Consider the following 12,517-nt stretch of genomic DNA (forward strand, 5'->3'; position numbering starts at 1 on the left):
TGCCGCTACCATTATGGGTTGCGCGGGAATTTATCGAAATCAGGGCGACGCTTTTCGTTAAACGCGTTGCGTCCTTCCTGACCTTCTTCAGTCATATAGAACATCATGGTCGCATTGCCCGCCAATTCTTGTAGACCAGCTTGGCCATCACAGTCCGCATTCAGCGCGGCTTTCAAGCAGCGCAGCGCCATTGGGCTGTGTTGTAACACTTCACGACACCAGCGAACGGTTTCACGCTCAAGCTCTGCATAGGGCACGACATGGTTAACCAGCCCCATATCCAACGCTTCTTGCGCATCATAGAAGCGGCACAGGAACCAAATTTCACGCGCTTTTTTCTGGCCCACAATGCGAGCCATGTAAGACGCCCCCCAGCCACCGTCAAACGACCCCACTTTCGGGCCAGTTTGGCCAAACTGCGCGTTGTCTGCTGCTATAGTCAGGTCACACATCATGTGAAGCACATGACCGCCGCCAACCGCATAACCGGCGACAGCGGCGATAACCGGTTTCGGGCAGGTGCGGATTTGACGTTGGAAATCCAACACGTTTAAGTGGTGGGTGCCTTGGTCATCACGGTAGCCGCCGTAGTCGCCACGAATTTTCTGATCGCCGCCTGAACAAAACGCATGCTCACCTTGGCCTGTCAGCACAATGACGCCCACTTTCTCGTCATAACGCGCATCCGCTAACGCTTTGATCATTTCGTTGACAGTTTGAGGACGAAACGCATTACGCACTTCCGGACGGTTGATGGTAATGCGCGCAATACCGTCAACAGACTTATGAAACAGAATATCTTCATAGCCTTCAGAGCAGTCATTCCACTCTACCGATGCATAGAGTTCTTGTTCGGTTAAACCTGTTGTTATCGCCATAATGCTTCCATTAATTCATCAATTAAATGTCAAATCAGCCTTTTTACGTGCTGGCTAAACAGCGCTGGCTGTTCAGTATGAATATTGTGTCCAGCGTTTGGGATGGTAAAAAATGCGAATCCCGAATACTTCGCCAGTGCAGCAAACTTGTGGTCGTTCTCGCCACACAAATAATAAAGCGGCAACCCGCTGTTTTTCAGTGCTTGCGATAATATCGGCTGCTTAGCTAACGATGTAGCACGCAACATACTGGCCACTTTGACTCCGAGGTTATCACTGCGAATAGCCACCAAACTTTGTTTTTGCTCATGATTTAGTGAGGAAAAGACAGCTTGTTGATACCAATCCTGAAGCACATCAACAATGGGCTCCTGCTCAAATCGCGCGGCCCATCGCGCATCATGGTCTTTTCTTGCTGCCCGCTCTTGAATGGGCAACCCTGTATGGCCGCTTTCAATGATGAGTCCCGCCAACCTTGCATCACCTTCGCCAACGCTCTCTCGCTGTACGGCAGACAAATACATGGCAAGGCGCGCGCCAAGAGAATAGCCAATCAGCCAAAACGGTTGATGAAGATGATATTGAATGGTTGTCGCAATCAACACGCAGGTATCGTCAAAGCCGGCAACATCAATGTGCTGGCTCTCTCCATGGCCGGGGAGGTCAATGGTTAGGCAGGTGAAATCATTGCCGAGCGCGTCGATCACGTCTTGCCAATCTTTCCCGTTACCCAGCAGACCGTGAAGAAACACTAACGCATGCTTGTCTTTCGCATTGCCTGACGGTGAAGACAACAAGCGAGCAGACAATACAGACGCAGAAACGGGTTGTGCTCCAATTGAAGGTAAAGACGAATCCTCAGAAAAGATGGGCATGTGCAATGACATCAAAAAGGGCTTTCACATCACGTCCGCACTCACCTTCGGGCACGGTTAATTCCATTACCGTGGTGCCGTTTTGCGTTAAAGCTTCAAGGCACGCATAACGCGCTTCAAGCAACGAAGTCGGACGGAGGTAGTTAAGACCAAACATGGCTGCAGCATGAGAAAATTCGACGCCATGGGGCATACGATAATAGGCGTCTTTTTTAGCATCCGGCACGGGCAACATATCGAAAATTCCGCCGCCGTTGTTGTTGACAACCACTATCACCAGCGGCAGAGGATTACGCGCCAGCAAGGCCAAGCTGTTCAGATCGTATAACGCGGACGTATCACCAAGCACACACAGCATCGGACGTTGACGCGTTCGCTGAACTCCCGCTGCCGTAGCAATCAAACCATCAATGCCTGATGCGCCACGATTGGCAAACACAGTGACATCCGGCAAGCAGCAGCACATATCCAGAAGACGGATTGCCATGCTGTTGCCAACAAAAAGATCGGTCTCTGACGTCAACCAATGAGCAAAATCGGTAGCAAACGTTTTTTCAGAAAGCGTATTGGACGCTTCACATTGCTGGCGAAGCAGTGCGAGGTATTTATTGCTCGCGACGGCCAGTGATTTCGCCCAGTTTTTTCCCGCCACGTTGGCATCTAAAGCGACCAGATCTTGTGCGAGCGCATCCGCAACTTGCAAGGACCTAGCGACAATACGATATGCCGGCTTGTGCGACGGGTCGAGTCTGCCGGGGTGCTCATCCACCAGCCAGTATTCCCCAGCAAAAGATGAGATGAATTGGCCAAGGCGTTTTGATACCAAGCGAGCGCCAAACTGCACCACGCATTCCGCCTGATTGAGTACGGATACGCAGTCTGGGTTTTGCAGCCAAACGTCAAAGCCCGCAAACTCGGAGCCTTGCCCCGCTTGGGGATCACACAATAACGGCCAGCCTAATTGTTCGGCCAACCTTTGTATGGCGTGGCGATCGGCTTGCGTCATCCGACCCGCAATCAACACGCCTTTTTTGTGTTGCAAGGTTTGCCATTGCGTTAGCGCGGTATCAAGCGAGGTGGATGTCTTAGAAAACGTCAGATAAGGCTTATCACCCGTTAGCCAGGTTTGTATCGGCGCAAGATAACGACCTGCATCATCGACATTGCCATAAAGCGGCTCAGGAAACGGACAGTTGATATGCAAACTGCCGCCATTCACGGCCTGATGATGTAATTTTTCACTTACCAGCGAAAGCAGCCAGCCCGGCGCGATGCTTTCAGTGGGGCTGGGCAAATCAGCAAAGCCATCGGCATGTTCACCGAAGATCGCTTTCTGGCTGATAGCTTGATTCGCACCGCACTGGATCAGTTCTGCGGGGCGATCTGCTGTCAATAAAATGAGTTTTTCGCGAGTAAGACGACTTTCAGCCACGGCGGGTAACAAGTTAGCCACGGCGGTGCCTGAGGTGACAATCACCGCAACAGGACGGCTCGATGCTTTAGCAAGGCCGAGCGCAAGAAAGCCCAAGCCTCGTTCATCAAAATGCGTATGTAAGGTAACGCTCTTGCCATCTTGGCGTAATTGTTCAGCTTCAAGGGTCAGTGGCGTCGAGCGAGAACCCGGCGCAATACAAATATCAACGACGCCAGCGCGATGCAGGGCTGTCAGAATAAGACGAGACCAGATCCGGTTTAACGTGACCTGGTTTAACGCCGTTGTGTTCGAAGAAGCCGTGTTTTCAGAGGCCATGTTTGCAGAAGCTGAATTCATCCTGCTCGTTTCTCCAAGGTGGAATCAGGGATAGGTGTGAGCAGGCTTAAAAGTGTCGACATTTTGCGGTCCAACTCTTTCCACTCGCTCTCAGCCACAGAGCCTGGAACAATGCCCGCGCCTGCGAAAAGCTGCAAAGAATCCCCCATCATCAAAGCGCTTCGAATGGCGACGCAAAATTCGCTGCATTCTGCACTCAAATACCCCACAGACCCGCTATACCAACCACGAGCAAACGGTTCGTTCTCCACAATAAACGCCACCGCGTCTTCTCTCGGCAATCCTGCGATTGCAGCGGTCGGCTGCAACGTATCGAGCAAGGTTGCGCTCGACACACCTTTATTGAGCGATGCATCAATCGCGCGCTTTAGGTGCTGCACTTTGCGCAAGCGCACCAGATGAGGTGTTTTTTCAATGGTTAACGTCTGGCAATGCGAGGCCAGACGCGATGAAATGTCATCCACCACCAAACGGTTTTCATACACATTTTTGCTGTCATTAAGCAGCCATTTGGCCAGCGCAAGATCGTCTTCCGCACTCTTGCCACGACCAATCGTTCCCGCTAAAGCTTCCGTCGAGAGATCTTGCCCATGGCGGTTGAACAGACGCTCTGGCGTTGATCCCACAAAGCAGTGTTTCTCGTCCAGCGCTAACATGAAATGGAAATTTGCGCGGTTCTGGTCGCGGCTGGCTTTAAGCAGTTGGGCGGCAGACACGGGGCGATCGAGCGATAATGAGGTTTTTCTCGCCAAGACCACTTTTTGCAGATCGGTTTGTTCGATGTGGGTCAGAGCACGATCAATCATGGCAGACCAATCAGGGAACGACGGCGAATGCTCAGTAGACAGTATATGGCACTCTGGCGGAGACAATGTGGGGTGCGCCATGGTCACTTTTGACAATGCAGCCTGTGTCTTCAGCAAGTCACCACCCAAATTAACCGTCAGTGTCCACGTGTCGTCCTGACGCGCAACTTCAATTTGCGGCAAGAAAAAGAAAGACTGCAAACAACGCTGATTGCGCGCGGTTCTACCGTCAAATGAACGGCCACCCCAAATACGTTGATTAGTCGATAACACGTTTTCCGCAGCAGCGGGATCGGTAAAGGTTTTCACTTGACCGAGCGCCATCACTTCTTCGCGACCGTCACGAGTTTGCCAGTAGAATTTGGGATAAATAGGTTGGGCATCCAGCCATTCAATCGGGTCGACCTCTTCAGGCCATGAAAAACACACCGAAAGCTGATGGGGGATCGGGGACAGTGTCGACAAGGAATCAACAAGCTGGGCTATCGCTTGGCTTAAATCGGTCAAACTAACCTCACTGAATACTCACAAAGTGCCCGATTCCTTGGGTATTGCTGTTTGCTGAAACTCACGGGTAAAAGACCCCGATTCAACCTCTGCTCACACCATGTTCCAAACATGCAGTATGATTTATGGGCAAAATATCACCAAAGTGGCTTTTTTTGCACCAACAGACGTCATTTCGCGACAAACTCGATAATATTTCCTGTTGGAAACGCATTCTACAACCTTATTGATTGTGATGAAAACCGAATGTTCTAGCATAACGTATGGGTTTACTGGCATTAAATCACTGATTTCTCTCTTTTTCGTTATTTATTACTATTAGCTACTTATATAAGCCTTTTCGTTAGTGTAATTTACTGCAAACACCAAAATTTAAGCTCAGGAATCATGATGCAAGATATCGGGATGTCGACCAAGCTGGATAATGTCTGTTACGACATTCGCGGGCCAGTGATGAAGCAGGCAAAGCGCCTTGAAGAAGAAGGCCACAAAATTCTAAAACTGAACATCGGCAACCCCGCCCCATTTGGCTTTGATGCACCAGATGAAATTCTGGTCGATGTGATCCGCAACCTGCCAACTTCTCAGGGATATTGTGATTCCAAAGGCATTTATTCCGCCCGCAAAGCCGTGGTTCAGCATTACCAAAAACGCGGCATGCTCGATTTAGACGTTGAAGACGTTTACTTGGGTAACGGCGTGTCCGAATTGATCGTGATGTCAATGCAGGCACTGCTCAATAGCGGTGACGAATTGCTGGTTCCATCACCTGATTACCCACTGTGGACGGCGGCAGTGTCGCTGTCTGGCGGTAATCCAGTGCACTATATGTGTGATGAAGAATCGGATTGGTATCCCGATCTGGCCGATATCAAAGCCAAGATCACACCAAAAACCAAAGGGATTGTGTTGATCAACCCGAACAATCCGACGGGTGCCGTATATAGCAGAGATTTCTTGTTAGAAATCGCTGAGATCGCACGTCAGCACAACCTGATTATTTTCTCTGACGAGATCTACGACAAGATCTTGTACGACGGCGCTCAGCATCACTCGATTGCGCCACTGGCACCGGATGTCTTCTGTGTCACCTTTAGTGGCCTGTCTAAATCCTATCGCGTATGTGGTTTTCGCTCTGGCTGGATGATCCTGTCTGGGCCACTCCACAAAGCGACAAGCTACATTGCGGGACTGGAAATGCTGTCTTCAATGCGCTTGTGTGCCAACGTACCGATGCAGCACGCCATTCAGACGGCGTTAGGCGGATATCAAAGCATTAACGAGCTGATCTTGCCCGGTGGTCGTCTGCTTGAACAGCGTGACAAAGCCCATGAACTGCTCAATCAAATTCCTGGCATCAGCTGTGTGAAGCCCAAAGGCGCACTGTATCTGTTCCCGAAAATTGATACTAAGCGCTACAAGATCTATGACGATGAAAAAATGATGCTGGATTTTCTGATGCAGGAAAAAGTATTGATGGTTCACGGCACAGGCTTTAACTGGCCGAAACCAGACCACTTCCGTATCGTAACCTTGCCTCGTGTCGATGATTTAGAGCTGGCGATTGGTCGCTTTGAACGCTTCCTGTCGACGTATAGTCAATAAGAGCAAGAGATAGTATCGAAGGCCTAGGATTGCGGAAATGTGGTTCTAGGCCTTGTCGCTCTATAGGTCCTAGGTCCTAGGTCCTAGGTCCTAGGTCCTAAATATTTTCACTTCCACTCAGTTTCCACACTAACGCGAAAATTAAGCCTACGACAGCCCCTGCCCAGTGCGCTTGATACGCGACCCCAGCTTCAATTAATTCCGCCGTCATCGAATCACCGCCCGTATAGGCTTCATGAACCAATTTGAGCGTGACGCCTACCAGCATGACCCATCCCAGTGGGACTTTGTTCTGAATATCTCGGACGACACCAAACACAAATAACCCATGCAGTACGCCTGACAGCCCCGCATACCAATCGAATGGGCTAATAAACATCACTGCACCAATTGCCGCCATCATGGTCCATAGCATGGCTAACAGCGAGCGAGGCGCATAGTACCTGCGATGCAGTAAAGCCAATACCAGCAAGGCTGCTAAGTTCATGGCCATGTGGATAGCGTTGGTATGGGTAAGGTTTCCTGTTACGATTCGCCACCACTGACCCGCTTGTATATCAAGGCGATCCCAAACCAGCGCCTCATGGACAGTGGGAACTTGGGCAAGCAGGGTGAGAACCACCAAAACAACCAGTATTCGAGAAACTGACAATCGTGTCTCCAACTCTCGATATTTCATTTAGTTATAGCGTACCGTGGTAATGAATAAGAAAGCCAGTCGATATTGCGAACATTGCGGGAAAGCCAAAAAGGCCTGTATCTGCCACTTCATCTCTCGTATTGACAGCGATGTGCCTGTCATCGTGCTTCAACACCCTTCTGAAGTCGACCAACCCATAGGCACGGCGCGTATTTTGTCCTTGTCACTGCCCCATTGTGTGTTGTTCGTGGGTGAAGACTTTTCCGATCATGCGCAGCTCAATACCCTGCTGGCTCAAGACAATATCGACTTTGCGTTACTTTATCCTGCCGAGAACGCCATTCCTGCGTCTCTCTGGCAGGGAAAGCCCAATACAACTCGCGGCATCATCTTGCTAGATGGAACATGGCGCAAAGCCTTTAAGATGTATCAGCTGTCTGCCAACCTTCACGCGCTGCCTGCGGTGACATTGGATGCAATAAGTGAGGGGAATTATCGTATTCGTAAGTCCCCAAAAGAAGGTGGACTATCAACGGTTGAAGCGGGGTATCACGCGCTATCGGCAATGAGCGGCAATGATATGCGTTTTCAGCCGTTACTGGATGCCTTTGATGGAATGATCGAGTTTCAGATAAGCCAAATGCCGCCCGGGGTGTATGAGCGGCATTATGGGAAGAAAAGCGAATGAAAAGAGCTTAAGGTCCTAGGGTCCTAGAAGGAATTGTCCATCACTTCTTTCGGCGGAGATTCTCTGAGGTTGAATAAAGCAGGCACGAGTAAATTATTCAACGGCACTGCTTTTCCTAGGACCTAGGACCTGCTCTTTACCTAAGACCTGCACTCCCCCATTCCTACCTTATCTGATGCAAGGGTCCCTGATTTACCGCCGTAAACATGGTGGCGTATAGGCGCTGAGCGTAACCATCTGTCATCGCAGAAATGTAGTCAGCAATCACGCGTCGACCTGTTTTTCCATCAGCCACATCTTTTAACCATTGGTCACGCGTGGCGACAGGCAACAGACGTTTTGGGTCGGCATCAAACGCATCGAACAACTCCATCACTAATTGCTGACCTTTGTATTCAATCACCTGAAGCTCAGGCTTTTGCACAACGTATTCGCTAACAAAAGCTTTGAGTACACCTAGTACGGTGTGCATCACGTCGGTCAGTTTGGCATTCCACTGCAAAAGCGGATCGTCGAATCGGCTGACACCGTCTTGTACCGCAGGCTCAATGGCAATCGACGTCAGCAAGGTATTCACCAGCGCGCCAATGGCATCTTTGCGCTCATGATGAGGGCCAAACATCTGCTCACTCAAATGGCCGATATTGGTTTCAAGCCAAGGATCGCCGCATTCGGCCAGTTTACTGGCGACAGCTTCTTGCCATTGGTCTCGCTGAACAATCCCCATCGCGATGGCATCTTCTAAATCATGCACGCCATAAGCAATGTCATCGGCCAATTCCATGATGGAACAATCGAGCGATTTATATTTTGATCGGCCGTGGTGATCATCATCAGGCGCACGTCTTAAAGACGTAAACAAGTTCGCGTCTTTGTCAGACAATCCGCCTAACACCCAATCAAAGCGATCGGTATCATCCTGATAAATGCCCTTGGCGGGATGCCATAACGCTGCTTTGAGATGGCGAAATTCTTTCACATCCTCCGGCAATTGAAGCCGTCGAGTGTGCTTCAACAACGTCGGATATTTCAGCAGCCCCAATAAGGTTCGGCGAGCCAAATTCATGCCATCTTGCTCAGTATAAGGTTCGAGCAATGACACGATACGAAAGGTTTGCGCATTACCTTCAAAACCATCGTCGTTGCGCATCATATAGTTCAGCGCAATCTCACCGCCATGCCCATAAGGGGGATGACCAATATCGTGCGCTAAACACAAGCTTTCCATTAAGCTGGTTGAAGGCAGCAAGGGTTTAAAATCTGGTTGCTTCTCTTTGAGCTGGGCAACGATGCCCGTGCCAATCTGTGACACTTCTAGCGAGTGCGTCAGGCGGGTTCGATAAAAATCGCTGTGCTCGGCCCCAAGCACCTGAGTCTTAGCTTGTAGGCGCCTAAAGGCAGCCGAATGAAGGATACGGGCGCGGTCTCGCTGAAACACCGTGCGCTTATCGTTACGACGCTTCTTATTCTCTTCTGCCAGCCGTGCTTCCCATGTCGATGACACCAAAAACTTACTCATCGCTGATCTCATCGAGCGTTAGCCCAAAGCTCGCGCCAAACGTTGACATAAAATACGCCGTCGCCTCACTGCCACGGTCTTCCATGGTGGTTTCAAGACGACGCTTCGCCTGCTCGAATTCGTGGTTGCCCGCCGACAGCTCTTCTAAACACTTTAAATAGGCACAGATAGAATCAGCTTGCTTTACTAACTGATAGTCTTCGGCGTCTATCGCCGCGCTGTCGATTAACGGGCGGTAATCATCACGAAACTCTTCCGGTAACATGGCCACCAGTTTGTCTTCCGCAATACGCTCAATTTTTTTGTATTCGTCGGCAATAGCAGGATTAAAGTACTTGATTGGCGTAGGTAAATCCCCCGTCAGCACTTCACTGCAATCGTGAAACATGGCCAACAAGGCAACGCGTTCTGGCGAATAATTGCCGCCAAATTTTCTGTTTTCAATCAGTGCGAGCGCATGGGCAACAAATGCGACTTGAAGGCTATGTTCAGAGATATTCTCGTTGAACACATTTCGCATTAACGGCCAGCGATAGATAAGTTTCATTCTCGCGAGATGGGCAAAGAAATGGCTGTGTTTCTGGCTCATGGCTTCCTTGACTTAGTTGAGGCGTGGGTACTGATACCATTCTGTTGTCACAGTGATCTTTTCTCAAGCTTTTCACATGAAAAATCAGCCCATAAAGGCGGTAACCACTCGAGTGTCACGCATCAGAAGGTTAGGTTCAAATAACAGAAGGCAAGGGAAGACTACAAAACGCAGGGGGCAAATTAAATGAGACTGGGGAGAGGGTGCTCCCCGACACACAGCCTAGCGGGGATTACAGCGTAATGCGATCGCGATTTTTCTCTACGATGGCGTTACCAATACCTTTGACACCTGATAGTGCTTCTATAGATTCGAAAGCACCGTATTCGTTGCGAAAGTCGACAATAGCCTGCGCTTTTGATTTACCGATCCCATCCAGATACTTATCAAGCTCATCGGCTTCCGCCGTGTTGATGTTCACTTCAATTGGTGCGCCCTGAGCCCCATCTTGCGCTGTCGCAAAAGGGCTGATGATTAGCGTTGCCGCCAGTACCAATGCTGAAAAGAGAGTTTTTATCATTTCCTGTTCCTTAGGTTGTATGAATGACTGTCCTCACCAGCATACGAATCCTTTCCCTCGGCTCCATTACAATGTACAAAAAAACGACGGGGCGCTAAAAGCGCCCCGTCGATGTGACTTATCAATTACAACTGCGATGCAATCACTTCAAAATATCAGTGATTATTGCTCCGCCGTGTCTAAAGAATAAGTGACCTCTGTTTTTTGTTTTAGCTGTGCAATCAAAGCATTCAGATCAGCATTGGCGGTGGTACGTGCCACACGTTCTGCCATCTGGCTTTGTAAGCTAATCTCTTCGGTTGCCGGTTCTTTCACGCTATCAAGCGCAACGATCAGAACATCACCGTTAACAGCACGCGTCAGACCATACTCACTCGCATCAGCAGCAGGTGTAGGCATGGTAAACACCAATTCAACCACTTCACGCTCTGGTGACACACGGCTAACTTCACTTTCAGCACCAAATGCGTAACCTGATGCGTTAACGCCTGCATCATTGTCAGCGTTGAGTTCAGTGAGCAAGGTATTCGCCAATGCATCCGCTGCTTTTTCGCCATCTTGACGCTTAAGCATCGCCGTCACCTGCGCTTCCACGTCTTCATATGGTCGCACGGCTTCAGGTCGAACATCATCAACTCGCAGAACCAACACGTGTTCTGGTGCAATTTCGATGATGTCGGAGTTCAAGCCATCTTCACGCACTTCTGGTGTTTGTAACGCTTGCACAACCGCAGGGTTTGCGAGCGCACCGGACAGTTCGTTTAAGGCAATAAAATCCGTTTTATTCACCGTCGCATTCACTGCTTCAGCGGCATCATCAAGGTTGTCTGGCATTTCAAAGGCTTTCTCAGCCAGTTCGTTTGACAGTGCGTAGAATTTTTCAGCGGCATGTTGTAGCTTCAACTGAGCGATAATTTCATCGCGAACATCAGCAAAAGGCTTTGCATCAGACGGTTTAATCTCATCAAGTTTGATGATGTGGAAACCAAAATCAGACTGAACAACATCAGTGACATCGCCCGTGTTAACCAGTGCAAAAGACGCATCTTCAAACGCTGGGTCCATCACGCCTTTGTCAAACCAATCCAGTTGACCGCCTTGTTCTGCGCTAAAGGTATCATCTGAACGCGTTTTTGCTAGCTCTGCAAAATCCGCACCTGCGTTAAGCTCAGCAAGTACAGCCTGTGCTTTTTCGTTGGCTGCATCATCATCACCTTGGATCATAATGTGGCTAACTTTACGCTGCTCTGACGTGCCGTAAGCGGCTATGTTCGCGTCGTAGTAAGCTTCAGCTTCTTCTTCGGTCACATCCGCAACGTCAGCAACGCCTGAACCCGTAAGCTCAACATAAGACAGCTTAAATTGCTCAGGGCGAACAAATTGACTCGGATTTTGCTCATAGTACGCTTTCTTCTGCTCGTCAGTGATTTCCGCTTTATCAGAGAAATCAGACAATGGCAGCGTCAAGGTACGCACCATGCGCGTTTGTCCTTCAAGCTTATACAGCGACTCTAATTCGTCTTCTAGGGCAAACTCGCTGCTTACCAGCGCGTTAACCAACTGCTCACGAACCATGTCTTGGCGAACGTATTCAGCAAATTGATCCGGACTTAAACCGTTACGACGTAGTGCCGCAAGGTACAAATCATTATTGAAAATGCCATTGTTTGAAAAAGCAGGCATTTCTCGGATTGATTGTTTAACCTGAACATCACTTACTCGTAGACCCAGTCGATCAGCTTCTTGGTCAAGAAGAGACTGATTCACCATACGGTCTAGAACATTGCGACGGAATTGAGCCAGATAATTGGGATCGCTCAACATCGTTGAGAAGAAATCTCCAGCCTGTGATTGCATCTGCGCGCGCTCATTTTGATAAGCTTGCTCAAATTGGCTACGGCTAATTTCTAGATCACCTACTTTCGCCGCCGGAATCTCAGTACCACCAGCGAGGTAGCCACCGACACCTGCAAAGGCAAAGGAAAAGATAATAAGGCTTAAGATGATCTTAACCGCGATGCTATTTACGCCTTCACGTAGTCGCTCCATCATAACGTGCCGCTACTCCTGCTAAATTGAAACGTTCGTCTTAAAAATTAAAACCAAGTAATAAAGATTA

The 12,517-nt window shown here is 49.4% G+C and carries 11 protein-coding genes; 2 read left to right on the forward strand and 9 right to left on the reverse strand.

Annotation, left to right across the window (positions count from 1 at the left end):
- Positions 1-11 precede the first annotated feature (11 nt).
- Genes menB through A1OO_RS20820 form a run of 4 tightly spaced genes read right to left on the reverse strand, consistent with a single transcriptional unit; the run spans position 12 to position 4,837 of the window.
- Positions 12-878 (reverse strand): 1,4-dihydroxy-2-naphthoyl-CoA synthase, encoded by an 867-nt coding sequence (gene menB, locus A1OO_RS20805; RefSeq protein ID WP_016961022.1) that lies wholly within the window; start codon positions 876-878, stop codon positions 12-14.
- A gap of 29 nt (positions 879-907) precedes the next feature.
- Positions 908-1,765 (reverse strand): 2-succinyl-6-hydroxy-2,4-cyclohexadiene-1-carboxylate synthase, encoded by an 858-nt coding sequence (gene menH, locus A1OO_RS20810; RefSeq protein ID WP_017004294.1) that lies wholly within the window; start codon positions 1,763-1,765, stop codon positions 908-910.
- Positions 1,737-3,524: a 2-succinyl-5-enolpyruvyl-6-hydroxy-3-cyclohexene-1-carboxylic-acid synthase gene (menD, locus tag A1OO_RS20815; RefSeq protein ID WP_017004295.1), complete on the reverse strand. Its 1,788-nt coding sequence runs from the start codon at positions 3,522-3,524 to the stop codon at positions 1,737-1,739. Before menD ends, menH begins: the two co-directional genes overlap by 29 nt.
- Complete coding sequence (locus tag A1OO_RS20820; RefSeq protein WP_017004296.1) at positions 3,521-4,837, reverse strand: isochorismate synthase; 1,317 nt, start codon at positions 4,835-4,837, stop codon at positions 3,521-3,523. The genes menD and A1OO_RS20820 overlap by 4 nt, the downstream gene beginning before the upstream one ends.
- Positions 4,838-5,227: 390 nt before the next feature.
- On the opposite strand from A1OO_RS20820, the gene A1OO_RS20825 reads away from it, so the two are divergent.
- Positions 5,228-6,442: a pyridoxal phosphate-dependent aminotransferase gene (locus tag A1OO_RS20825; RefSeq protein WP_017004297.1), complete on the forward strand. Its 1,215-nt coding sequence runs from the start codon at positions 5,228-5,230 to the stop codon at positions 6,440-6,442.
- 97 nt (positions 6,443-6,539) lie between these two features.
- On the opposite strand, the gene rrtA is transcribed toward A1OO_RS20825, so the two are convergent.
- Positions 6,540-7,094, reverse strand: a complete 555-nt coding sequence (gene rrtA, locus A1OO_RS20830; protein WP_017004298.1) for a rhombosortase — start codon at positions 7,092-7,094, stop codon at positions 6,540-6,542.
- 49 nt (positions 7,095-7,143) lie between these two features.
- On the opposite strand from rrtA, the gene A1OO_RS20835 reads away from it, so the two are divergent.
- The gene (locus A1OO_RS20835; RefSeq protein ID WP_017004300.1) at positions 7,144-7,770 is read left to right on the forward strand and encodes a tRNA-uridine aminocarboxypropyltransferase; all 627 of its coding nucleotides are present in this window, start codon (positions 7,144-7,146) and stop codon (positions 7,768-7,770) included.
- Between the two features lie 163 nt (positions 7,771-7,933).
- Here A1OO_RS20835 and A1OO_RS20840 read toward each other — a convergent pair whose 3' ends face one another.
- The 4 genes from A1OO_RS20840 to ppiD form a co-directional block, all read right to left on the reverse strand.
- Positions 7,934-9,289 (reverse strand): anti-phage deoxyguanosine triphosphatase, encoded by a 1,356-nt coding sequence (locus tag A1OO_RS20840; protein ID WP_017004302.1) that lies wholly within the window; start codon positions 9,287-9,289, stop codon positions 7,934-7,936.
- Positions 9,282-9,878, reverse strand: a complete 597-nt coding sequence (gene yfbR, locus A1OO_RS20845) for a 5'-deoxynucleotidase (protein ID WP_016961014.1) — start codon at positions 9,876-9,878, stop codon at positions 9,282-9,284. Before yfbR ends, A1OO_RS20840 begins: the two co-directional genes overlap by 8 nt.
- 232 nt (positions 9,879-10,110) lie before the next feature.
- Complete coding sequence (locus A1OO_RS20850) at positions 10,111-10,398, reverse strand: ComEA family DNA-binding protein (protein WP_017004304.1); 288 nt, start codon at positions 10,396-10,398, stop codon at positions 10,111-10,113.
- A gap of 162 nt (positions 10,399-10,560) precedes the next feature.
- The gene (gene ppiD, locus A1OO_RS20855; RefSeq protein WP_017004306.1) at positions 10,561-12,450 is read right to left on the reverse strand and encodes a peptidylprolyl isomerase; all 1,890 of its coding nucleotides are present in this window, start codon (positions 12,448-12,450) and stop codon (positions 10,561-10,563) included.
- Positions 12,451-12,517: the final 67 nt, after the last annotated feature.

It is taken from the genome of Enterovibrio norvegicus FF-33 (genome assembly GCF_000286835.2).
GTDB classification, from domain to species: Bacteria; Pseudomonadota; Gammaproteobacteria; order Enterobacterales; family Vibrionaceae; genus Enterovibrio; species Enterovibrio norvegicus_A.